The 22354-nt window shown below is 75.2% G+C and carries 18 protein-coding genes and 1 pseudogene; 5 read left to right on the top strand and 14 right to left on the bottom strand.

Annotation, left to right across the window (positions count from 1 at the left end; genetic code table 11):
- Positions 1 to 84 precede the first annotated feature (84 nt).
- The gene (locus JD77_RS16250) at positions 85 to 2442 is read right to left on the bottom strand and encodes a transposase (RefSeq protein WP_145775153.1); all 2358 of its coding nucleotides are present in this window, start codon (positions 2440 to 2442) and stop codon (positions 85 to 87) included.
- Between the two features lie 64 nt (positions 2443 to 2506).
- Positions 2507 to 3499 (bottom strand): DNA primase, encoded by a 993-nt coding sequence (locus JD77_RS16255; RefSeq protein WP_145775154.1) that lies wholly within the window; start codon positions 3497 to 3499, stop codon positions 2507 to 2509.
- A gap of 116 nt (positions 3500 to 3615) precedes the next feature.
- Here JD77_RS16255 and JD77_RS16260 point away from each other — a divergent pair, with 116 nt between their 5' ends.
- Positions 3616 to 3951 carry a PadR family transcriptional regulator gene (locus JD77_RS16260; RefSeq protein ID WP_145775155.1) on the top strand — a complete coding sequence of 112 codons (336 nt, stop codon included), beginning with the start codon at positions 3616 to 3618 and terminating at the stop codon, positions 3949 to 3951.
- Positions 3952 to 3989: 38 nt separating this feature from the next.
- Here JD77_RS16260 and JD77_RS33660 read toward each other — a convergent pair whose 3' ends face one another.
- The 4 genes and pseudogenes from JD77_RS33660 to JD77_RS16280 all read right to left on the bottom strand — a co-directional run bounded on the left by JD77_RS33660 (position 3990) and on the right by JD77_RS16280 (position 8989).
- A complete protein-coding gene (locus JD77_RS33660) occupies positions 3990 to 4664 on the bottom strand; it encodes a permease prefix domain 1-containing protein (RefSeq protein WP_145775156.1) in 675 nt (224 codons plus the stop codon).
- 61 nt (positions 4665 to 4725) lie between these two features.
- Positions 4726 to 6474 (bottom strand): annotated as a pseudogene (gene cydC / locus JD77_RS16270) (thiol reductant ABC exporter subunit CydC); the annotation flags it as partial.
- Positions 6471 to 8150 (bottom strand): thiol reductant ABC exporter subunit CydD, encoded by a 1680-nt coding sequence (gene cydD / locus JD77_RS16275; protein WP_145775157.1) that lies wholly within the window; start codon positions 8148 to 8150, stop codon positions 6471 to 6473. The pseudogene cydC and the gene cydD, both read right to left, overlap by 4 nt.
- Positions 8147 to 8989 carry a cytochrome d ubiquinol oxidase subunit II gene (locus JD77_RS16280; protein WP_246140698.1) on the bottom strand — a complete coding sequence of 281 codons (843 nt, stop codon included), beginning with the start codon at positions 8987 to 8989 and terminating at the stop codon, positions 8147 to 8149. Before JD77_RS16280 ends, cydD begins: the two co-directional genes overlap by 4 nt.
- Positions 8990 to 9012: 23 nt before the next feature.
- Here JD77_RS16280 and JD77_RS16285 point away from each other — a divergent pair, with 23 nt between their 5' ends.
- Entirely contained in the window at positions 9013 to 9600 is a 588-nt protein-coding gene (locus JD77_RS16285) for an RNA-guided endonuclease InsQ/TnpB family protein (protein WP_246140699.1), read from the top strand.
- Here JD77_RS16285 and JD77_RS33665 read toward each other — a convergent pair.
- The 6 genes from JD77_RS33665 to deoC form a co-directional block, all read right to left on the bottom strand.
- A complete protein-coding gene (locus JD77_RS33665) occupies positions 9550 to 9864 on the bottom strand; it encodes a cytochrome ubiquinol oxidase subunit I (RefSeq protein ID WP_246140700.1) in 315 nt (104 codons plus the stop codon). The two genes, JD77_RS16285 and JD77_RS33665, sit on opposite strands and share 51 nt — an antisense overlap.
- 139 nt (positions 9865 to 10003) lie before the next feature.
- Positions 10004 to 10909 (bottom strand): M56 family metallopeptidase, encoded by a 906-nt coding sequence (locus tag JD77_RS16295; protein ID WP_145775159.1) that lies wholly within the window; start codon positions 10907 to 10909, stop codon positions 10004 to 10006.
- 10 nt (positions 10910 to 10919) lie between these two features.
- Positions 10920 to 11291 (bottom strand): BlaI/MecI/CopY family transcriptional regulator, encoded by a 372-nt coding sequence (locus JD77_RS16300; RefSeq protein ID WP_145775160.1) that lies wholly within the window; start codon positions 11289 to 11291, stop codon positions 10920 to 10922.
- Positions 11292 to 11454: 163 nt separating this feature from the next.
- Positions 11455 to 12279, bottom strand: coding sequence for an aldehyde dehydrogenase family protein (locus JD77_RS16305; protein WP_145775161.1), 825 nt, complete (start codon positions 12277 to 12279; stop codon positions 11455 to 11457).
- Positions 12272 to 13702, bottom strand: a complete 1431-nt coding sequence (locus tag JD77_RS16310; RefSeq protein ID WP_145775162.1) for an aldehyde dehydrogenase family protein — start codon at positions 13700 to 13702, stop codon at positions 12272 to 12274. Before JD77_RS16310 ends, JD77_RS16305 begins: the two co-directional genes overlap by 8 nt.
- 5 nt (positions 13703 to 13707) lie before the next feature.
- The gene (gene deoC, locus JD77_RS16315) at positions 13708 to 14667 is read right to left on the bottom strand and encodes a deoxyribose-phosphate aldolase (protein WP_145775163.1); all 960 of its coding nucleotides are present in this window, start codon (positions 14665 to 14667) and stop codon (positions 13708 to 13710) included.
- Positions 14668 to 14829: 162 nt separating this feature from the next.
- Here deoC and upp point away from each other — a divergent pair, with 162 nt between their 5' ends.
- Positions 14830 to 15462: a uracil phosphoribosyltransferase gene (gene upp / locus JD77_RS16320; RefSeq protein ID WP_145775164.1), complete on the top strand. Its 633-nt coding sequence runs from the start codon at positions 14830 to 14832 to the stop codon at positions 15460 to 15462.
- A 157-nt stretch (positions 15463 to 15619) separates the two neighbouring features.
- Positions 15620 to 16297 carry a GOLPH3/VPS74 family protein gene (locus tag JD77_RS16325; RefSeq protein WP_145775165.1) on the top strand — a complete coding sequence of 226 codons (678 nt, stop codon included), beginning with the start codon at positions 15620 to 15622 and terminating at the stop codon, positions 16295 to 16297.
- Between the two features lie 75 nt (positions 16298 to 16372).
- Here JD77_RS16325 and JD77_RS16330 read toward each other — a convergent pair whose 3' ends face one another.
- Together JD77_RS16330 and JD77_RS16335 are read right to left on the bottom strand one after the other, a co-directional pair.
- Positions 16373 to 18043 carry a phospho-sugar mutase gene (locus JD77_RS16330; RefSeq protein ID WP_145775166.1) on the bottom strand — a complete coding sequence of 557 codons (1671 nt, stop codon included), beginning with the start codon at positions 18041 to 18043 and terminating at the stop codon, positions 16373 to 16375.
- Positions 18044 to 18109: 66 nt separating this feature from the next.
- Entirely contained in the window at positions 18110 to 20398 is a 2289-nt protein-coding gene (locus JD77_RS16335; RefSeq protein ID WP_246140701.1) for a protein kinase domain-containing protein, read from the bottom strand.
- A 210-nt stretch (positions 20399 to 20608) separates the two neighbouring features.
- Here JD77_RS16335 and JD77_RS16340 point away from each other — a divergent pair, with 210 nt between their 5' ends.
- Positions 20609 to 22192, top strand: coding sequence for an acyl-CoA mutase large subunit family protein (locus tag JD77_RS16340; protein WP_145775167.1), 1584 nt, complete (start codon positions 20609 to 20611; stop codon positions 22190 to 22192).
- Positions 22193 to 22354: the final 162 nt, after the last annotated feature.

Below are 22354 nucleotides of genomic sequence, written 5' to 3' on the forward strand. Positions count from 1 at the left end.
TCGGCGACATGGCGGCATCCCGTGGGCTCGGACACCCCCATGTCGCCGACCTCGAGTCACACAGGCCGGCGGTCGGCGGAGCGGTCAGGAACGGTAGCCGGCGGAACGGTACTCGTACTCCCGGTCGTCGTCGCGATCGCCGGTGTCCCGGGTGAAGTCCCAGCCGCCGGCCGCCTCCCGCCCGGGGCGCCCACCGACCGCGAACCCGCCGATCTCCTGCCCCCGGCGCCAGCCGCGGAAGTAGCCGGTGGTGTTCTCGGCCAGACTGGCCGCGTCGCGGATGATCCGCAGCGGACGCTCCTCGCGCAGCGGCGAGCCGGGCACCAGGTTGGCCTGCGGGACCCGCTTGGGCAGCCCCGCCTTGGTCTCGGCGCCCACCGCCGGGCGGGCAGCCTGCTCGGCGGCCTGCCACCCGCTGTCCGCGGTGCTCGACCAGTCCAGCTCGGTCTCGTCGCTCGGACCGACGAACCAGGCTGACTTGATCGAGGCGAAGATCAGCAGGTCCCCGTCGCCCTCGTCGGACACCGGCGGGGTGCGCCGTTCCACCGGGGCGGGAGGCGCCGGCCGCTGCTCCATGGCGGGACGCTCCGGCTCCGGCTCGGGCCGGCGGGCTGCTCCGGGGTCGACCAGTCGCAGCGGCGGGTTCTCCACCGGGACGCCCGACAGGCTCGGACCCTCACGCAGCGCCCGGTCGGCCAACGGCGGCGGCTCGACCAGCCGCAGCATGGGTGGCTCCTGCGGCAGGTCGTCGGCGAGCCAGGGCGGGGTGACGCGGCTCTCGCCCGTGCCCGGTTGGGTCGGCGCGTCGATCTGCCGCGGGCCCTGCTCCCCGAAGGGCCGGGCTGCCGCCTCGGCGGCGGCGGTGTCGGCGAGATCGTCGGCGTTGTTGACCAGCGGCCAGTTCGCCCGCGAGCCCGGGGGTGCGGACTCCGTGCCGGGGCGGGGGCTCGGCACCGGCACGCTCAGGTCGGTGGCGCTGAACCCCCCGGTGGGCGGGCGGCCGGCGTCGCCGGTCGTCTTGGGTCGGGGCGGGATCACGGTGCGCTGCCGTTCGGCGCGGGCGCTCTGGATCGCCGCCGTCGTGAGGGTGGGCCGGAACGGCTCGCCCACCTCGGCCGGCGGCACGGAGCGTTCCCGCTGCGCCGGGGCGATGGGCGTGATGCCTGGCGGCGGGGGCGGCGGTGCGGAGACCGGGCGGTTGGTCGGGGCGTCCACCGTGGACCGCGGCTCGGCGGACGGCGGGGCGGACACCGGCGGGGCGGCCGAGGCGGCCGGGGCCATCGGGCGCGGGGCGACCGGCGGCGGCGCCACGGGCTCCGGCGCGACCGGCGGTGGGCCGAGCGGCCGGGGCGGCGCGGGCGGGTTGCCGCCGGAGACCGGCTCGGCCCGGCTGCGCCGGCCGCCGACCGGGGCCGGGTCCTGGTTGCGCCGGCCGCCCATCGGCCCCTGCTCGGGCGGGGTGGGCCGGATCGTGCGCAGGCCGCTGCTGGTGCCGCCGGTGAGGCCCGGCCGCTCGCCGCCCGGCTCGGCACGGCGGCCGGGCGTGGGAGCGGGAGTGGTGACGCGGGTGCTCAGGGCGCCGACGAGCGCCTCACAGGCCGCGTCGCAGGCCCGTACCGAGGCGACGGCCTGGCGGACCGTCTCGGCCACGGCCGAGGTGAGCGCGCGGCTGACCGCCGCCCGGCGTGGGGTCTCCGAGATGGCCACCCGCAGCGCGGTCACGGCTTCGTTGATCACGTCGGCGTTGGCGACACCGTCGGCGGCCAGGTGGGCGGCGATGGCGTCCGCCGCCACCGACACCTCCCGGCCCCGGGCGACCGTGCCGCCGAGCATGCCGGGCTCGGGCAGGGCGTCCAGTACGGCGAGCGCGACCGGCTCGGCCGGGTCGGGGTACGCCCGCAGCGCGGCCGGGTAGACCTCGCGCAGCACCTCGCGCAGCGCCACGGCGGCGGAGTGCCGGCCGCTGGCGAGCGCGGCGTGCGCCGCGAGGACCTGCTTGTAGCCGGCGAGGTCCCGGGGGGCGGGCAGGGTGACGGCGGAGAGCGCGCCGGCCTGCAGAGCCCGGGCCAGCCCGACCGCCCGCCGCTCGGCCGGCGGGGACTGGATCTCGTCCGCCGACTCGTCGTCGGCGAAGCGCTCGGCGAGGTCGTCCACCGAGTCGTCGTCGGCGATGGCCAGCGGACGACCGGCGGCGCTGAGCAGCGAGGTGACCGTGTGGTCGTCGCTGTCGGCGGCGATCGCGGCGCCGCTCGGCCCGCCCGACCGCTCCACGAGCAGCGCGACCAGCTGGGCGTAGCCGGCCGGGTCGTCGCCGATCTCGCAGACATGGAGCAGTCGGCCTGCGTCGTCGACCACAGCGGACGTCAGCGTCGAACCGGCCGAGGCCGGTCGGTCGGCCGGATCCGCCGAGGCCAGACCGCAGTACACGCGCACGAGCGCCACGGCGTCGTCCTCCTCCCGGGACTGAGGTCTTTCTCTGCCAGAGACTGATGCTCCCTGGAACGCGTCAGTCGCGCCAGTCCACGACCGCAGAGATCTTGCCGACAATCGTGCGCCAACCGAGGCTCGCGGTCTGCGCGCCGATTTTCTTCAGCCGCCGCCGGCCGAAGAATCCGCCGACCCCGCCGTTGACCGAGGCGCGCAGCGCCTCGTCCAGATCGTCCAGACTGGACCCCGCGGAGAGCATGTCCAGCACCGCGGGCATGCGCAGCGCGTACGCGATGTCCCGGGCCACCTCGCCGGCCTCGATGAGCAGGGTCGGGTCCCAGGTGTCGTGCCCGCCGCGCAGGTTCTCCACGACCAGGTCCAGCTCGTACGTGTCCTCGTCGAGCGGAGCGATGTCGGCCGGCTCCACCCGTTCGGACAGTTCATTCCAGCTGTCCAGCTGAGCCATGTCGTTGGGTGCGCCGGACCGGACGAAACTGACCAGCGACTCAGGCGACTTGAACAGCAGCAGATGGCCCCGGTGGCTGAGGAAGACCGGCACCTCCTCGTCGCCCGACTCCTCCTCGTCCTCCTCCTCGGCCGCCTCGTCCTCCTCCGTCTCGGCGGCCTCGGTGTCGGCCTCGGCGTCCCGGCGGCGGGGCTTCGCCTCGGCCTCCTCCTCGTCGGCCTCGGCGAAATCGGCGGCCACCTCCTCGTCGAGGATCACGACCTCGTCGTCGTCCTCCACCTCGACCACCTGGCGGCGGGCGAGGAAGGGATCGTCCTGGTCCCGCTCGGTGACGTCGGTGGGGGTCAGCTCCCGCGCCGGCCGGTAGGCCCGCAGCGTGAAGCCGGTGCCGGCGGGCAGGGCGATCTCCACCGGGTCGATCCGCAGTTCGTCCCAGAGCGAGCGGTCGACGTTCCGCTCCGCCGGGCGGTCGGCGTCCTCGTCGACGGTGGCGTCGGCGTCCTCTGCGAGAGCGGCGTCGGTGTCGTCGAGCTCGGGCTCGTCGGCGTCGGGCCGTTGGGGCGACTGGCGGGCCACGCTGACCTCCGTGTGCTTCGGGCTGCCCACCCGGCGGCGTCCGGCCGCCGAGTGACTCTGGGCACATACCCTAGTGGGCGGCCCCGGCCGGCCGGAGCCCCCACCCCGGTGGCGGTCCGGCGGATGGACAAGTAGCGTTGCTACGCATGAAGGCCCAGGCGCTGCACGGACACCTCGACGCGCTGCTGCTCGCGGTGCTGGAGCGCGGTGCGCTGCACGGCTACGCCATCATCGAGGCGCTGCGCGCCCGCAGCGAGGGCAACCTCGACCTGCCCACCGGGACGATCTACCCGGCGCTGCGCCGGCTGGAACGGGCCGGGCACGTGGCCAGCAGTTGGAGCACCGTCAACGGCCGGGAACGGCGGACGTACGAGCTGACCGACTCGGGGCGCCGCGCGCTGGCCGGCGAGCGGGCCGGCTGGCGCGAGTTCAGCGCGACCGTCGGTCGCTTCCTCGGCGACAGCCCGGCCTCCCCGGCCTGACCCGCCCACCGCGCCGGCCGGGCCCTCCGCGCGGCCCGTCACCGGGCCGCGAGCAGCCAGGACCGGGCCGCTCGGGCGATCCACAGGAAGGCGGCGGTGGTCGCGACCCCGCCGACGATCATCGGCGGCCAGGTGAGGGCCGCCTCCCACAGGCCGAGCGACCACGCGTACAGGGCCGCGCCGGCGAGCGCGCCCAGCACCGGCGCCGCCGTCAGGCCGAGCCCGACCAGCCGGGCGAGCCGGGGCAGGGCGGGGTGCGCCGACCGGGCCGAGGCGGCCACCACCAGCAGCCCGGCCACCGCGAGCACGGCGGTCGCCAGCCAGACCGCGTCGAGCGACCCGGACAGCAGCAGATACCCGGCGGGCGGGCGCGGGCCGGCACCGCTCCAGCTCGACCCCTGCCAGGTCAGGTCGCCCGCGACCACCAGCACGCCGGCGACCGCGAGCACCCGCAGCGCCAGGCCGCGCAGCGAGCCGGCCGCCAGCTCCGCCTGGTAGGCCGGGGCGAGGCCGGCAGGGTCGCCGAACTCGGCCACCGCCCGCCGCTCGGCCTCCGCCGCCGACAGGCCCCCGTCCCGGTACGCCTCGACGGCGTCCTGCAACGCGTGCCGGGCCTCGGTCAGCAGGTCGGCCTTCAGCCGGACGGGGCCGCGCAGCCGGTCGTCCAGCTCGCGCAGCCGGTCCTCCACGCGTACGACGTCGCAGCGGCCCATGGGGCGAGCCTGCCACGCCTCGGCGGCCGGCGCGTCGGGGGGATTCCCCCAGTCCCGGCTCAGGGGCGGGGGCCAGGGCCAGGTACCCGCGCTCGGCCGCCTCCTGCAGCAGCCACTGGTCCCGGTACCAGCCCGGCGTCGCGACCAGCTCGGCGTGCCGGCCGCGCTGCACCACCCGCCCGGCGTCGAGCACCACGATCTCGTCGAGGCCGGCCAGCCCGCTGAGCCGGTGGCTGATCAGCAGCACGGAGTGCCCGGCCGGGGTGGCGGCCAGCGCCGAGGCGAGCACCGCGTCGGCGGCGGCCGGGTCCAGCCCCTCGGTCGGCTCGTCCAGGACGAGCACCCGGGGCGCGGCGAGCAGCGCCCGGGCCAGCGCGAGGCGCTGCCGCTGGCCGCCGGAGAGCTGGCCGCCCTCCTCGCCGACCACCGTGCCCCAGCCGGCGGGCTGGGCGCGCACCCAGTCCAGCAGGCCGGCCGCCCGGGTCGCCGCGGCCAGCTCCGCCTCGCCGGCGCCGGGCCGGCCGAGCAGCAGGTTCTCCCGCACCGTGGCGTGGAAGACGTACGCCTCGGCGAGCAGCCCGCCGACGGCCCGCGGCAGTTCCTCGGGCGGGTACGCCGACAGGTCCACCCCGTCCAGGGCGACCCGCCCGCTCTCGGGGCGCACCGTGCCGGTGAGGACGGCGGCGAGGGTGCTCTTGCCGGCCCCGCTCGGCCCGACCACGGCGACCCTGCGGCCGGCCGGAAGGTCCAGGGTGAACCCGTCCAGCGCGGGCGCGGCCTCCGCCCGGTAGCGGACGGTGACCCGCTCGAAGCGCACGTCGTGCGGGGTGTCCGCGAGCGTGGCGGCGGGCGCCGCCGCGGGTCGGTCGGCCTCCGGGCCGGCCAGCAGGGCGGCGACCCGGGCCAGCCCGGCCCGCAGCCCGGCCCGCTGCCGGGCGGCCCCGACCAGGGCCAGCGCCACCTCGACGGCGGCCAGCGTGCCGACCGCCAGCACCCCGACCAGCACCCCGCCGACGCCCGCGCGCAGCGCGGTGACCACGACCGCCCCGGCGGTCGCCCCGGCGACCAGCACCCCGGCCGCGTCGACCGCGAAGCCCGTCGCGGCGAGCCGGCGCTCCAGCCGGGCCAGCCGGCGGGCCCGCCCGGCGGCGGCGTCCAGCGCGTACCCGGTGGCGCCGAAGGCGGCCAGGTCGGCGGCGCCGTGGGTCAGGTCGACCGCGTCGGCGGCGAGCGCGCCGCGCAGCGGGGCGACCTCGTCGGCCGCGCGGCGGGTCAGCGCGGTGGCCGCCAGCGGCAACCCGACCCCGGCGACGAGCAGCCCCACCGCGAGCACCCCGGCCGCCGCCGGGGAGACGGCCGCAGCCCCCGCCACCGCCAGCACGCTGACCAGCGCGGCGGCCGCTCCCGGCACCAGCACCCGGAGCAGCAGGTCCTGGACCGCCTCCACGTCGGAGACCAGCCGACTCAGCGCGTCCCCGGAGCGCTGCCGGGCCGCGTCGCGCCGGCCGGCAAGGGTGGCGAAGACCCGCGCCCGGACGTCCGTGACCATCCGCAGCACGGCGTCGTGGCCGGCCAGGCGCTCGGTGTAGCGGAACACGCCCCGGCCGATCGCCAGCGCCCGGACGGCGACGATGGCCACGGTGAGCCGGTCCAGCGGCGGGCGGCCGGCGGCGCTCATCAGCAGCCAGGTGGCGGTGGCCAGCAGGGCCAGCCCGGCGAGCTCCGTGGCGGCGGCGAGCAGCCCCGCTCCGAGCAGCCGGCCCAGGTACGGCCGGGCGAGCCGGAGCACGTCCCGTTCGGCCGAACTCACGGGGCGACCTCCTCGGCCGGGGCCGGGGTCAGCTCGGTCACGCGGCCGTCCTCGACCCGCAGGATCCGGTCGGCGTCCTCCAGCAGGGCCGGCCGGTGCGCCACCAGCAGGGCGGTACGCCCGGCCACGAGCCGGCGGGTGGCGGCCAGCACCAGGGCCTCGCTGGCGCTGTCCAGCCGGGCGGTGGGCTCGTCGAGCAGCACGACGGGGGCGTCCCGGAGGAACGCCCGCGCCAGCGCGACCCGCTGCCGCTGGCCGCTGGACAGGCCGTGGCCGCGTTCGCCGAGCACCGTGCCGAGCCCGTCGGGCAGGGCGGCGACCACCTCGTCCAGCGCGGCGGCGGAGACCGCCGGGGCGAGGGCGTCGTCCGGGGTGTCCGGGGCCCCGAGCCGGATGTTGTCGGCCAGCGTCGCGGCGAACAGGTGGGCCCGCTGCGGCACCCAGGCCAGCTGGCGCCGCCACGCGTCCGGGTCGGCCCCGGCCAGGTCGACGCCGCCCACGGTCACCCGGCCCTCGGTCGGGGCGACGAACCCGAGCAGCAGGTTGAGCAGGGTGCTCTTGCCGGCCCCGCTCGGCCCGACGATCGCGACCCGCTCCCCGGGCCGGATCGTCAGCGACACGTCCCGCAGCGCCACGGTCCGCTCGTACGCGACGGTCACGCCCTCGAACCGGATCTCGCCCCGCCCGTCGGGAGTCGGTCGGGGCCCGGCGGCCCGGGCGGCGGCCGGACCGGCGGCGGAGAGGGTGAACGCCTCGTCCAGCGCGGTCAGCCCCTCCATGCTGGCGTGGAACCGGCTGCCGGCCGCCCGCAGCGGCAGGTACGCCTCCGGCGTGAGCAGCAGCACCAGCAGCGCGGTGGACAGGGTGAGCCCGCCGCCGAGCAGGCGGATGCCCACCGGCACCGCCACCAGCGCCACCGACAGGGTGGCGACCAGTTCCAGGACCAGGGCGGACAGGAACGCGATGCGCAGCGTACGCATGGTGGCGGCCCGGTGCCCGTCGGCCATCCGGCGCACCACCTCGACCTGGCTCCGGGCCCGGCCGAACGCGCGCAGGGTGGGCAGCCCGGCCACCATGTCGAGGAAGTGGCCGCCGAGCAGCGACAGCCGGCGCCACTGGCGCTCGGTGGCGGCCTGCGCCTGCCAGCCGAGCAGCGCACCGAAGACCGGGATCAGCGGCAGGGTCAGCGCGATGATCACCGCCGAGCCCCAGTCGGCGAGCGCGATCCGGGCGAGCACGGCCAGCGGCACGGTGACGCTGAGCACGAGCTGCGGCAGGTACCCGGTGAAGTAGGCGTCCAGCGCGTCCAGCCCGCGCCCGGCGAGGGTGGCGAGCTGCCCGGCCCGCTGCCCCGCGACCCAGGCGGGCCCGCGCCGGCCGACGGCGGCCAGCAGGTCCCGGCGCAGCGTCGCCTTCACGGTCGCGGCCGCCCGCGCCGCCACCGTGCCCTGGGCCCAGGCGACCAGCGCCCGACCGGCGACGGCGGCCAGGAAGCCGGCCAGCGCCGGCCGGTCCAGCCGGCCGTGGATCGCGGTGGCGAGCAGCGTGGCCAGCGCGGTGGCCTGCCCCACGACCAGCAGCGCCGTCAGCCCGCCGAGGACCGCGAGCACGGCGAGGTCGCGCCGGGCCGCGGGGACCCGGCGCAGCAGACGCGGGTCGAAGGGGCGGCGGTTCACCAGTACACCGGTGCCCTGCCGTCGGTCCGTCCCCGGAACACCCACCAGCACATCGCCTGAAAGCCTAATAGGGCCGGCAGAAGGGGCACCGTGAGCCAGCCCAGCAGGGACAGGGTCGGCCGGCTGGCCGCCGCGTCGGCCACGGCCAGCGAGGCGCCCGGGTCGACGGTGGAGACCAGCGCGTACGGCCACAGCGTGGCGCCGACCGCCGCCACGGGCAGGGCCAGCGCCGCGCCGGTGGCCGCGAAGGCCAGGCCCGGCCGCCGCCGGGCGAGCGCGGCCCGGGCCGCCAGCAGCGCCGCGAACAGCGCGAACGGCAGCAGTACGGCGAACATCGGGCGCTGCGCCGCGGCGCGTACCCCGGCGGAGAGCGCGCCCGCGACGGCGGCCAGGGCGACCGCGGCGAGCGCCACCGGCACCAGCCGGCGGGCGGTACGCCCGAGCACGGCGGCGTCGGCGGTCGGCAGCCGGAGCGTGAGGAAGGTCGCACCGTGCACGGCCACCAGGGCCGCCATGGCGAGCCCGCCGGCGGCCACGAACGGGGTGACCACGTGCCCGACCCCCGCCACCTGGCCGGCGGCGGTCAGCGGCACGCCCTGGAGCAGGCCGGCGAGCAGCGCACCCCAGCCGAGCGCGGCGAGCAGGCTGCCGGCGACGACCACGCTGTCCCAGCCGGCGCGCGCCGACGCGGCGGCCGGGCGGCCGCGCAGCTGCACGCCGGCGGTCACCGCGATCACCCCGACCAGCGCGGCGACGACAACGGGGTAGAAGCCGGGAAGCAGTTCCCCCTCCGAGAGTCCTCGGCGAATGTCCGGGTGTGGGGTCCATCGTGGTGACATGGACCAAATGACACAATGAGGGTGTGAAGTTGGTGGTGCAGGTGAAGCTCCTGCCGACGCCCGAGCAGGCGGCGGCGCTGGAGGCGACCCTGCGCGCCTGCAATGCCGCAGCATCCGACGTCGCGGTGATCGCGCGGGAGATCGACTGCTACCGCAACTACGACCTGCGCCGGCACGCCTACCATCGCCGCCGGAAGGAAACGCGGCACACCGCGAACATCAACCACGCCATCGCTAAAAGCATCGTGACCGAGGCTGCACGCACCGGCCGCGGAATTGCCGTCGAGAAACTGACGGGGATCCGCGACCGGGTCCGGCTGAGGAAGCCCCAACGGGTCACGCTGCACTCGTGGGCGTTCCACCAACTCGGCGCGTTCCTGATCTACAAGGCACGCCGCGCGGGTGTACCGCTGGTCGAGGTCGACCCGCGGTACACCTCCCAAACCTGCGCGGCTTGCGGGCATCGGGACAAACGGAACCGGCCCAACCAGGAAACTTTCCACTGTCGGTCGTGCGGGGTCGTTGCCCACGCCGACCACAACGCGGCTCGCAACATCGCCTCACGTGGCGTCGCGAGCTGGGGCGCAGTCAACCGCCCGCACGCGGCCTAGCCTCGCAGCCAGCGAGGACAGTGATCCGCAAACCCGCCCATTCATGGGCGGGTAGTTGACCCCGAACTGGAACTGCCCGTAGTTGATCACATAGAGCAGACCCCAGAATCGGGTCAGCCGCTCGTACGCCGGGTTGCCGGTGACCACCCAGGCGGTCTGGAGCCCGACCAGCAGGGTGACCAGCCCGAGCGTGACGACGACGAACAGGAAGTGCACCGAGGTGGTGGTGGCGAACTGTAGCCGGGCGAGGAGCAGGGGATCCATGGCCGCCCTCCAGGAGTTGGCTCGCTTGTCATAGTCAGCCTACACGTAGGCTTTCTACCTATTGGCTCGCCCGGGTCCGGTGGCTAACTTCCGGGTGGCTGAGCTTGGGATCGGGTCGTGGGTCAGGCGCGGGCGGAACTCAGCTCAGGAAGAGGGAGATCGGCAGCGCGACCAGGGTCGTCGCCACCGCCAGCGCGGCGGCCCCCAGCAGGCGGGGCGGCCGGTCGGCGACCAGCAGCCGCTGGACCCGGACGTCCAGGTCCCGGTCGCCCACGCCGAGCGCGCCGGCCGGGGTGATCCGGTGGCCGGCCGCGGCGAACCGCCGCAGCGCGCCCGCCAGCGGCGCCTCGGCGTGCAGTTCGCGGGCCTTGTCGTCGGCGCGCATCTCGACCAGCAGGGCGACCCGCTCGTGCGCGTCCCGCACCCAGCGGAACCACGGCAGCGCCCGGCGCAGCGCCGTGAACGGCAGCAGCACGAGGTCGTGGCGCTCCTGGGCGTGCGCCCGCTCGTGGGTCAGCACCGCCTCCAGCTCGGCCCGGTCGAGCAGGTCGAGCGCACCCGCGCTGACCACCACCCGCGGCTTCACTCCCGGCAGGCAGTACGCCGCCGCGCTCGGGTGGTCGAGCACCAGCGCCCCCGGGACGGCGGGATCCCGCCGGGCGACGAGGGCGAGCAGGTCCCGGTGCCGCCGCTGGGCCCGGACCGTCGCGTGGACGCTGCGTACCGTCGTGGTGAGCAGCACCGCCCCGATCCCGAAGCCGACGCCGACCAGCCCGAGGTGGACCTCCCCGAGGCCGGCCGGAAGGGTGCCGTGGGCCAGGTCGGTGGCGAGGGCGAGCAGGGCGCCGCCGGTCGGCCGGTCGTACGCGAGCAGGCCGAGCGCCATCGGCAGGCCCATCGCGGACAGGCCGAGCGCCAGCCCGACCGCCTGCCAGCAGACGATCGCCACCCGGGGGGCGCGCCACGTCCAGGTGGAGGACGCGAGGACCTGGGCCGTCAGGTAGCAGGCCAGGACGGTGGCGGCGAAGTGCACGGCGTACGCCATGGCGGCCGCCCTACCGGTCCGTCGCCTCGTCGGTCAGGGCGGCCCGCAGCACGTCGGCCTCGGTCCCGCTCACGGAGCGGGCGAAGCGCACCAGCGCCGCGTCCCGGCTGCCGCCCAGGTCCAGGGCGTCGAGCATGAGCTGGGCGATGTGGGCCTCGCGGCTGGCCGCGGCCCGGTACCGCCAGGCCCGCCCCTCGCGCTGCCGCTGCACCATGCCCTTGCCGGCGAGCCGGTCCAACACGGTCATGACCGTCGTGTAGGCCAGCTCGCGGCCGTCGAGCGCGTCGGCGACCTCGCGCACGGTCACCCCGTCCGACGTGGCTGGGACCCTGTCCCACAGCACGTCCATCACCGCACGCTCAAGATCCCCCAGCCGAGTCACGAGCCAATCCTACCCCCGGTAGTAGACCGCCCTCCCGGGGCAGCACCCCTGAGCTGACCACCCACGCGAACCCGGCTCACGACGGGTTTCCGGGGGAGCCCGCCCGCGGAGGGATCAAGCCTGACCGCCCGGAGCGGGTGGGCTCCCCCGGAAACCCCACAAGCTAGACCCCCTTGGGGTGCCAGACCGTCTTCGTCTCCAGCAGGGACGTCATCCGGGTCAGGCCCGGGTCGGCCGTCCAGTCGTGGTCGGCCGGGGCGGGCCGGAGCACCCGCTTCAGGTTCTCCGCCGCCTTGATCTCCAGCTCCGCCGCCAGTTCGGCGTCGGTCACCCCGGTCAGGTCGATCGCGTTGACGTCCATGTGCCCGGCCAGCGTCGGCACCGTCTCCGTGATCCGTCCGGTCAGGATGTTCACCACGCCTCCGGGCAGGTCGGAGGTGGCCAGCACCTCGGCCAGCGTCACCGCCGCCAGGGGCTGCACCGGCGAGGCCGCCACCACGACCGTGTTGCCGGTGACGATCGCCGGGGCGATCACGCTGACCAGGCCCAGCAGCGCTGGCCGCTCCGGGGCCACCACGGCCACCACGCCGGTCGGCTCCGGGGTCGACAGGTTGAAGTACGGCCCGGCGACCGGGTTGGCGCCGCCGTACACCTGGGTGAGCTTGTCCGACCAGCCGGCGTACCAGACCCAGCGGTCGGTCGCCGCGTCCACCTCCTCGCCCGGCACGCCGAGGGCGACGAACTGCTCGCGGCGGCCCTCCAGCATCTCGGCGACCCGGTAGAGGATCTGCCCCCGGTTGTACGCGGTCGCCCCGGCCCAGCCCTGCACGGCGGCCCGGGCGGCGACGACGGCGTCGCGCGCGTCCTTGCGGGAGGCCAGTACGACGTTGGAGTCCTGCACGATGTACGACCGTCCCGACTCGCTGCGCGGGAACTTCCCGCCGATGAAGAGTTTGTACGTCTTGCGTACCGCGACCCGCTCAGACATTGAGGTACGCCTCCAGCCCGTGCCGGCCGCCCTCGCGGCCGTAGCCCGACTCCTTGTAGCCGCCGAAGGGCGAGGTGGGGTCGAACTTGTTGAACGTGTTGGCCCAGACCACGCCCGCGCGGAGCCGGTCGGCCAGCCACAGGATGCGGGAGCCCTTGTCCGTCCAGATCCCGGCCGACAGGCCGTACGGCGTGTTGTTGGCCTTCTCGACCGCCTCGGCCGGGGTGCGGAACGTCAGCACGGACAGCACCGGGCCGAAGATCTCCTCCCGGGCGATCCGGTGCGCCTGGGTGACCCCGGTGAAGATGGTCGGCGCGAACCAGAACCCCCGGTCCGGCAGCTCGCACGGCGGCGACCAGCGCTGCGCGCCCTCGGCGGAGCCGGCCTCGGACAGCTCCCGGATGCGGGCGAGCTGGGCGGCCGAGTTGATCGCCCCGATGTCGGTGTTCTTGTCCAGCGGGTCGCCGACCCGCAGCTGGGCCATCCGGCGCTTCAGCGACTCCAGCACCACGTCGGCGACCGACTCCTGGACGAGCAGCCGGGAGCCGGCGCAGCAGACGTGCCCCTGGTTGAAGAAGATGCCGTTGACGATCCCCTCGACCGCCTGGTCGACCGGGGCGTCGTCGAAGACGATGTTGGCCGCCTTGCCGCCCAGCTCCAGCGTGAGCTTCTTGCGGGTGCCGGCGACCGACCGGGCGATGCCCCGCCCGACCCCGGTCGATCCCGTGAAGGCGACCTTGTCCACGCCGGGGTGCTCGACCAGCGCCCGGCCGGTGTCGCCGGCGCCGGTCACGATGTTGACCACGCCCGCCGGCAGGTCGGCCTGCTGGCAGATCTCGGCGAACACCAGCGCGGTCAGCGGGGTCGTCTCGGCCGGCTTGAGCACCACCGTGTTGCCGGCGGCCAGCGCCGGCGCGATCTTCCAGGCCAGCATCATCAGCGGGAAGTTCCACGGGATGACCTGCGCGGCGACCCCGAGCGGCCGCGGGTTCGGCCCGAAGCCGGCGTGCTCGAGCTTGTCGGCCCAGCCGGCGTAGTAGAAGAAGTGGGCGGCGACGAGCGGGAGGTCGACGTCCCGGGACTCCCTGATCGGCTTGCCGTTGTCCAGCGACTCCAGCACCGCCAGCTCGCGCGAGCGCTCCTGGATGATCCGGGCGATCCGGTACAGGTACTTGGCCCGGTCCCGGCCCGGCATCGGGCCCCACACCTTCTCGTACGCCCGGCGGGCGGCGCGGACGGCGCGGTCCACGTCCTCCCCGCCGGCCTCGGCCACCTCGGCCAGCACCTCCTCGCTGGCCGGGTTGACCGACTTGAAGTTGCCGCCGTCGGTCGGGTCGACGAACCTCCCGTCGACGAACAGCCCGTACGAGGGCTTGATGTCCACCACCGAGCGGGACTCGGGGGCGGGCGCGTATTCGAACATCGCTCTCAGTCCAGGGTGAAGTAGTCGGGACCGGAGTAGACGCCGGTCTTCAGCTTGGTGCGCTGCATGAGCAGGTCGTTGAGCAGGCTGGACGCGCCGAAGCGGAACCAGTCCGGGTCGAGCCAGTCCGCGCCGACGGTCTCGTTGACCATCACCAGGTACTTGATCGCGTCCTTGCTGGTCTTGATGCCGCCGGCCGGCTTCACGCCGACCTGCCGCCCGGTGGCGGCGCGGAAGTCCCGGACCGCCTCCAGCATCACCAGGGTCACCGGCATGGTGGCCGCGACGGGGACCTTGCCGGTGGAGGTCTTGATGAAGTCGCCGCCGGCCAGCATGGCCAGCCAGGAGGCCCGCCGCACGTTGTCGTACGTGGCCAGCTCGCCGGTCTCCAGGATCACCTTGAGGTGGGCGTCCCCGCAGGCGTCCTTGACCGCGACGATCTCGTCGTAGACCTCCTGGTAGCGGCCGGCGAGGAAGGCGCCCCGGTTGATCACCATGTCGATCTCGTCCGCGCCGTCCGAGACGGCGGCCCGGGTGTCGGCGAGCTTGACCTCCAGTGGGGCCTGGCCCGAGGGGAAGGCCGTGGCCACGCTGGCCAGATGCACGCCCGAGCCGCGCAGCACCTCGGCCACGTGCGGGACCATCGCCGGGTAGACGCAGACGGCGCCGACGTGCGGGCACGAGGGGTCGGCCGGGTCGGGGCGCAGCGCCTTGGCCGCGAGCGCCCGCACCTTGCCGGGGGTGTCCGCCCCCTCCAGGGTCGTCAGGTCGACCATCCGGATCGCCAGGTCGATCGCCTGGGCCTTGGCCGTGGTCTTGATTGAGCGGGCGCCGAGCTGTGCCGCCCGCTGCTCCGCACCGACCTGGTCAACGCCCGGCAGGCCGTGCAGGAAGGTCCGCAGAGCGGTCTCGGATCGTCCCAGCTCGGAGAGGTCCGACCGGGCCGACGTCGCTGTCGCCGTCATGCCCCGAAGTTTACGCATCCACCGGTGTAGTGGTATGTGTCACTGTCGCTGGTTCGAGGGGCGCCGGCCGGCCCGGCGGCCGCCGGTCGCCGGGTTGGCGGCGTCCCTGGTCCGGCCGCTCCCGCGCCCGGGAAAGCGGAGCGTTCGGTAGGTTGGGCGATCGTGGACGTACACGTCATTGACCACCCGCTCGCCCAGTCGCGGCTGACCGCCATGCGGGACGCGCGCACCGACTCCTCGTCGTTCCGGGCGGCGCTGCACGAACTCACCACCATGCTGGTGTACGAGGCGGCGCGCTCCTTCCCCGTCGAGAAGTACCCGGTGCGGACCCCGGTGACCGACACGCTGGGCACCCGGCTGGCGAACCCGCCGCTGCTCGTGCCGGTGCTGCGGGCCGGTCTCGGCATGGCCGACGCCGCGCTCGGCCTGCTGCCCGAGTCCTCCATGGGCTTCGTCGGCCTGGCCCGGGACGAGGAGACGTTCGCCCCGCGCGCGTACCTGGAGTCGCTGCCCCGCGACCTGAGCGGGCTGCCCGTGCTGGTCCTGGAGCCGATGGTCGCCACGGGCGGCTCGCTGGAGCACTGCTGCCGGCTGCTCGCCGACCGGGGCTGCACGGACATCACCGTCCTCTGCGTGCTGGTGGCGCCGCCGGCCATCGAGCGGCTGGAGCGGTCCGGCCTGCCGCTGCGCCTGGTCACCGCCTCGGTCGACGAGGGCCTCAACGACAAGATGTTCATCGTGCCGGGCCTCGGCGACGCCGGTGACCGCCAGTTCGGCGGAATGCCCCGCTTCTGACGCCGGTGGGCCGCCGCCCCACCCGGGGCGGCCCCGACGTGTCCCGTCCACTGGGCGGGTCAGCGGCGCCACTTTCGCCGGGCGGGCCAGGGGCGCCCTTCCCGGCGGGCGGGTCGGAGGCGCGCGGAGGTGCCCTCAGGCGCTACCGTCTCGGGCCATGACTGGTGTTGCGCTCGCCGAAGAGCTGCTGCTCCTCGCCTATGACGACGAATCCGGCAAGGCGACCATGCCGCGGATCAGCCTCGACCTGGGGATGGCCGCCGCCGTTCTGATCGAGCTGGCCCTGGCCGGCCGGATCGCGTACGCCGAGGGGAACCTGGCGGCCACCGACCCGACTCCCACCGGCGAGCCGATCCTCGACGACGTGCTGGCCCGGATCGCCGCCGACACCCCGCACACGCCCTCCTCCTGGGTGCAGCGGCTGCGCCACGGCCTGCGCGACCGCATCCTCGGCGACCTCGTGGCCCGGGGCGTGGTGCGGGACGTCGACGAGACCGAGCTGGGTTTCATCCACGTACATCGCTACCCCCTCGCGGACGCGGCGGTCGAGGCCGACACCCGGGGCCGGCTCGCCGAGGCACTGGCCGGCGGGAAGGTCCCCGACGAGCGGACGGCCGCCCTGGCCACGCTGGTGGCGGTGCTGCGGATGGAGCCGGCGCTCGGACTCGGCGGCGACGCGGCCCGGGAGACGCGCGCCCGCCTGGAGGAGATCGCCGGCGTTGCCGGCTTCTCCGGCGAGGTCAGCCTGGAGGACTCGGTGGTCCGCCCGTCCGTCAGCCTCGTCGTCGCCGCCCTCGCCCAGGCGGTCGACGCCGCACTGGGCAAGCGCGTCTGACGCCGCTCTGTTGATCAAGGGGGTTGCGTCCTCGGGATCGCTCTCCGAGACGCAAACCTCTTGATCGACGCGGGTTCAGAGGCCGAGGGCCGCTGCGACCTCGGTGCGAAGTGCCGAGACCGCCGACCGGGCGCGGGTGCGGGCTGCGGCCACGTCGCCGTCCGCGACCGGCTCCACCACCTCCAGGTACGCCTTCAGCTTCGGCTCGGTGCCCGACGGCCGGATCACCACCCGGGCCGCCCCGGTCCGCAGGATCACCACGTCCGCCTCGGGCAGCAGGTCCCGTGACTCGGTCACCGGCTGGCCGAGCAGCACCGTCGGCGTGGCCGCCCGGACCCGGGCCATCGCGTCGGCGATCACCCGCAGGTCGTCCACCCGGACGGAGAGCTGGTCGGTGTGGTGCACGCCGAACTCGGCGGCCAACTCGTCCAGCCGGTCGGTGAGCGTGCGCCCCTGCGCCTTCAGGCCGGCGGCCAGCTCGGCGACGGTCAGCGCGGCGGTGACGCCGTCCTTGTCCCGGACGTGGTCCGGGGCGACGCAGTAGCCGAGCGCCTCCTCGTAGCCGAACACCAGCGGCTCCGAGCCGCCCCCGGCCCGGACGATCCACTTGAACCCGGTCAGCGTCTCGTCGTACGGCAGGCCGCGGGCCGCGCACATCGCCCGCAGCAGGGACGACGACACGATCGTGGTGGCGTACAGGCCCCGGACGCCCCGGCGCATCAGGTGGTCGGCGAGCAGCGCGCCGACCTCGTCCCCGCGCAGCATCCGCCATCCGCCCGCCGAGGGGTCGCGCACTGCCACCGCGCAGCGGTCCGCGTCCGGGTCGTTGGCGACGGCGATGTCCGCGCCGGTCCGCTCGGCGAGCGCCACCAGCAGGTCCACCACGCCCGGCTCCTCCGGGTTGGGAAAGGAGACGGTCGGGAACGCCGGGTCCGGCTCCGCCTGCTCCGGCACCACGCCGGGCACCGCGAACCCGGCCCGGGCGAACGTGGCGGCCAGCACCGCGGCGCCCACGCCGTGCAGCGGGGTGTACGCCACGGCCAGGTCACGCGGCCCGTCGGGGGAGACCACGGCGGCGGCCCGGTCCACGTACGAGGCCACCAGGTCGTCGCCGAGCACCTGCCCGGAGGGACCGAGCGGCACCTGGGCCAGCGGGCCGACCGCCCGGATGGCCGCCTCGATCCCGGCGTCGGCCGGCGGCACGATCTGCGCGCCCGCGCCCAGCGCCCCGCCGAGCTGCGCGCCGAGGTAGACCTTGTACCCGTTGTCCTGCGGCGGGTTGTGGCTCGCGGTCACCATCACGCCGGCCGCCGCGCCCAGGTGTCGCACGGCGTACGCGAGCACGGGCGTGGGCAGCGGGCGGGGCAGCAGCAACGCCGGGCGGCCCGCGCCGGTGGCGACCTGGGCGGTGCGCTCGGCGAACTCCCGGGAACCGTGCCGGGCGTCGTACCCGATCACCAGGGGGCCGGCGGCGCCCTGGGCGGCGAGCCAGCCGACCAGCCCGGCCGCGGCCTGGGTGACCACGGCGAGGTTCATGCCGTTCGGGCCGGCGCGCAGCGGCCCGCGCAGCCCGGCGGTGCCGAAGGTCAGCGGGCCGGCGAACCGGTCGGCCAGCTCGGCCGCGCTGGCCGGCAGCCGGTCGAGTACGGCCCGCAGTTCCTCGCGGGCGGCCGGGTCGGGGTCGTCGTCGACCCACCGCCGGGCCCGCTCGCGAATGTCGTCGATGTCAGTGGTGTCCGCCGCCATTGCCACTTGATAGCACGGCGGCGGATCACCTTGTCCCGTCGGCCTCGACCGGCGCGCCCCCGGGCCTCAGTTGGCCCCGGTGAGCTGGAAGGACTTCACCATCTCGTCGAATATCGGCTTGCTCTCCGCGAACCGGGCGTGCGTGGCGGAGAGGTAGAACGAGTAGACCTTGCCGTCGTGCACCACCCCGCGCCACACGCCGTGGCGCATGCTGTCGCCCTCGCCGCAGGTGTACTCGAACTCGGCGGCCGCCTGCCCGGCCAGCTCCTGCTCGCTCATCGCGATCTGGTTGTACGGCTTCTTGCAGGAGTTGGAGTTGCCCCTGAGGCCCCGGGCAGCCGTCTCGGCCCAGCGCATCGACGACGTGCCGCCCCAGTTCTCGGCGAGGATGCGCACCTTGCGCCCGCTGTCCTCCGGGTCGACGAAGTCGACCCACACGCCCGCGCTCTTACGGTCCCATCCCTTGGGGACCCGCACCGTGATGCCCTTGGTCGAGTGCTCCTGCATCTCCACCCCGGCCGCGCCGGCGGAGGCGGTCGGCTGGGCCTGCGGGGTCGTCGGCGTCTCCGGGTCGCCGCCGCTGAGCAGGACGACCGCGCCGATCAGCAGCAGCACGGCCAGGCCGCCGGCCGCCGCCAACTGCACCTTGCGGGGCCAGCCCTTGACGGTGGCGACGAGTTGGCCGCCGGCCCGCCGGACCCCGCCGAGCGCGCCGCCGTCCGCCGGGGCGGGCGCGGGGGCGGGAACCGTCCACGGCTGGCCGGTGCCGGGCACCGCCCACGGGCCGGGGCCGTACGCGCCGACCGGCTGGGTCACCCCGGGCGCGCCCGGGTACCCGTGCACCGGCTGGGTCGCCTCCGGCGCGGCCGGGTAGCCCGAGACGGGCTGGGTCGCGTCCGGCGCGGCCGGGTAGCCCGAGACGGGCTGGGTCGCGTCCGGCGCGGCCGGGTAGCCCGAGACGGGCTGGGTCGCGTCCGGCGCGGCCGGGTACCCCGTGACGGGCTGGGTGGTGTCCGGGCGGGGACCGAAGGGGGTCCGCTGGGTGGCGTCGGGCGGGCCGCCGTACGGGACCCGCTGGGTGGCCTCGGGCGCGGCGGCGGCGTCCACCCGCTGGGTGGCCTCCGACCCGCCGTACGTCCGGCCGGCGGGCGGCGGTGGCACGGTCGGCGGCGGTGGCACGGCCGCGGGCGCGGGCATCGCCCTGGTAGGGGTGTGCAGCGGGCCCGCGAGCGCGTCGGCGCTGGTGTCGTCCAGCGCGGTGGCGCTCGCGGCGGCCGCCTCGGCCGCCGGCTTCTCGCCCCGGCGCAGCGCGGCCAGTCGGTCGGTCAGCGACTCGCCGGGGGCGAGCATCGCCCGGCCGCCGATCTTGCCGGTCTGCTTCGGCTGGGTTGCGGGCGGCGGCGGGACGACGACCGGCCGCGGCTGCACGGGCACCACCGCGTACGGGTCGGTGACCGAGTTGACCGCCGTGGCGGTGCTGGTCAACGGGCCGGCCAGCAGTTCGCGCAGCATGGCGCGGGCGGTGTGTACGTCGAGTCGGCGGGCCGGATCCTTCTCCAGCAGGCCCATCAGCACCCGGGTCAGCGGGCCGCTGCGCTGCGGGGTGGCCGGCGGGTCCTCGACCACGGCGTGCATGGTCTCGATCGGGTCGCCCCGGTCGAACGGGGGCCGACCCTCGACCGCCGTGTAGAGCGTCACGCCGAGGGAGAACAGGTCGCTGGGCGGCCCGAAGTCCTGACCCATGGCCCGCTCGGGAGAGATGAAGTGCGGCGAGCCGAGGACCATGCCCGGCGTGGTGAGCTGCACGTCGGTGGGCATCCGGGCCACGCCGAAGTCGGTCAGCACGCACCGACCGTCGGTGCAGATCAGCACGTTGGCCGGCTTGACGTCACGGTGCAGCACGCCGATCGCGTGCGCCACCTCCAGCGCGCCGAGCAGGGCAATACCGATCTTGGCGACCGCGCGGGGCGCGACCGGCCCGTCCTCGATCACCATGTCGGCCAGACTGCGGGCGTCCAGCAGTTCCATCACGATCCACGGCCGGCCGCCCTCGGTGACCACGTCGTACACCTGGACCACGGCCGGGTGCTGGATCGCGGCGGCGGCGCGGGCCTCGCGCAGGGTGCGCTCGTACATCGCGTCGCGGTCGCTCGGGGCGAGCCCCGGCGGTAGGACGACCTCCTTGACCGCCACGTCGCGCCGCAACAGGGTGTCCGTGGCACGCCAGACCGTGCCCATACCGCCATTGCCCACCGGGGACCGGAGCGAGTACCGGTCGCCGATGGTGGTGCCGGATGCCGCACGTCCGTGGGGTGGACTCACTGGTCCGCCGCTCCACGTCGGGATCTGAGTCACAGAAAAGCCACCGGGGAAATCGAGGGGGCTGGGACACAACCCCCCTATCTTGCTGGTTCCGACGCCCGATGCGAAACCCGACGCGACGGACGTTTACCGAACTCGACGGTACGTGGTCGGCTGTTCACCGTGGGGTCGCCCGATCGGGGGACGATCGGATGTGCCCAATCCCTCATCCGTCGATGCCTCGGCGCGTCCTACCATCCGGGAATGAGCGAACGGCGGTCAAGCGAGTCCGGCTTCCCGATCAAGGGCGTCTACACGGAGGCCGATCTGCCCGCGGACCTGGCCGCCGGGCTCGGCGGCCCGGGCGAGTTCCCGTACACCCGTGGGGTCTACCCCACCATGTACACCTCGCGCCCGTGGACCATGCGCCAGTACGCCGGCTTCGGCACCGCCGCCGAGTCCAACGCGCGCTACCACCAGCTGCTGCGCGCCGGCACGATGGGCCTGTCCGTCGCGTTCGACCTGCCGACCCAGATGGGGTACGACTCCGACGAGCCGATCGCGCACGGTGAGGTCGGCAAGGTCGGGGTCGCCATCGACTCCATCGAGGACATGCGGGTGCTCTTCGACGGCATCCCGCTGGACAGGGTCTCCACCTCGATGACGATCAACGCCCCGGGCTCCGTGCTGCTCCTGCTCTACCAGCTCGTCGCCGAGGAGTCCGGGGTGCCGGGCGCGGCGCTCAACGGCACGATCCAGAACGACATCCTCAAGGAGTACATCGCGCGGGGGACGTACATCTTCCCGCCGAAGCCCTCCCTGCGGCTGGTGGCGGACACGTTCGCGTACTGCCGCGGCGAGGTGCCGAAGTGGAACACCATCTCCATCTCCGGCTACCACATGGCGGAGGCGGGCGCGTCGCCCGCGCAGGAGATCGCGTTCACGCTGGCCAACGGCGTCGAGTACGTCCGCGCGGCGCTGGCGGCCGGGCTGGCCGTGGACGACTTCGCGCCCCGGCTGTCGTTCTTCTTCGTGGCCCGGACGACGCTGCTGGAGGAGGTGGCGAAGTTCCGCGCCGCCCGGCGGATCTGGGCCCGGCTGATGCGCGACGAGTTCGGGGCGAAGGACCCGAAGTCGATGATGCTGCGGTTCCACACCCAGACGGCGGGCGTGCAGCTCACCGCCCAGCAGCCCGAGGTGAACCTGGTGCGGGTGGCGATCCAGGGGCTGGGTGCGGTGCTCGGCGGCACCCAGTCGCTGCACACCAACAGCTTCGACGAGGCGATCGCGCTGCCCACCGAGAAGGCCGCCCGGCTCGCGCTGCGTACCCAGCAGGTGCTCGCGTACGAGACCGACCTGACGGCCACCGTCGATCCGTTCGCCGGGTCGTACGTGGTCGAGGCGATGACGTCCGAGATCGAGGCGGCCGTCGACGAGTTGATGGGCCGGGTCTTCGAGCACGGCTCGGTGGTGGACGCGATCGAGGCCGGCTTCCAGAAGCGGGAGATCGAGCAGTCGGCGTACCGGATCGCCCAGCAGATCGACTCGGGGGAGCGGGTGGTGGTCGGGCTCAACCGGTTCACCATCGACGCCGAGGAGCCGTACGAGCCGCTGCGGGTGGACCCCACGATCGAGGCGGCCCAGGCCGAGCGGCTGGCGAGGCTGCGCGCGGAGCGGGACGGCGACGCGGTCGAGCGCGCCCTGGCCGAGCTGCGCGCCGCCGCCGAGGGCACCCAGAACGTGCTCTACCCGATGAAGGAGGCCCTGCGCGCCCGCGCCACGGTCGGGGAGGTCTGCGGCACGCTGCGCCGGGTGTGGGGGACGTACCGCCCCAGCGACCGGTTCTGACCCGCGCCCGGCTTCGCCGTGTGCGTCCCCGGGGCGGTGGGTAAGCCCTCCGGGTGGCCGGGGACGGACAGCGTGTGCGGGAGCGTGGTGCCCCGCCGTGTCACCGTCGGGAGTCTTCCAGCCGATCGTCGCGGTCGGTTAGTTGTCCGAGCAGCCGTTTAC

Origin of the sequence: Micromonospora olivasterospora, assembly GCF_007830265.1 — a bacterium.
GTDB lineage: Bacteria > Actinomycetota > Actinomycetes > Mycobacteriales > Micromonosporaceae > Micromonospora > Micromonospora olivasterospora.

What these genes read in the sequence shown, in the direction of transcription:
- JD77_RS33665 (WP_246140700.1), bottom strand. Translation starts at nt 9,864, where the DNA reads ATGGATCCCCTGCTCCTCGCCCGGCTACAGTTCGCCACCACCACCTCG.
- JD77_RS16330 (WP_145775166.1), bottom strand. Translation starts at nt 18,043, where the DNA reads ATGGCGGCGGACACCACTGACATCGACGACATTCGCGAGCGGGCCCGG.
- JD77_RS16295 (WP_145775159.1), bottom strand. Translation starts at nt 10,909, where the DNA reads ATGGCGTACGCCGTGCACTTCGCCGCCACCGTCCTGGCCTGCTACCTG.
- JD77_RS16280 (WP_246140698.1), bottom strand. Translation starts at nt 8,989, where the DNA reads ATGTCACCACGATGGACCCCACACCCGGACATTCGCCGAGGACTCTCG.
- JD77_RS33660 (WP_145775156.1), bottom strand. Translation starts at nt 4,664, where the DNA reads ATGGGCCGCTGCGACGTCGTACGCGTGGAGGACCGGCTGCGCGAGCTG.
- JD77_RS16260 (WP_145775155.1), top strand. Translation starts at nt 3,616, where the DNA reads ATGAAGGCCCAGGCGCTGCACGGACACCTCGACGCGCTGCTGCTCGCG.
- JD77_RS16305 (WP_145775161.1), bottom strand. Translation starts at nt 12,279, where the DNA reads ATGTCTGAGCGGGTCGCGGTACGCAAGACGTACAAACTCTTCATCGGC.
- JD77_RS16325 (WP_145775165.1), top strand. Translation starts at nt 15,620, where the DNA reads ATGACTGGTGTTGCGCTCGCCGAAGAGCTGCTGCTCCTCGCCTATGAC.
- JD77_RS16340 (WP_145775167.1), top strand. Translation starts at nt 20,609, where the DNA reads ATGAGCGAACGGCGGTCAAGCGAGTCCGGCTTCCCGATCAAGGGCGTC.
- JD77_RS16310 (WP_145775162.1), bottom strand. Translation starts at nt 13,702, where the DNA reads ATGTTCGAATACGCGCCCGCCCCCGAGTCCCGCTCGGTGGTGGACATC.
- deoC (WP_145775163.1), bottom strand. Translation starts at nt 14,667, where the DNA reads ATGACGGCGACAGCGACGTCGGCCCGGTCGGACCTCTCCGAGCTGGGA.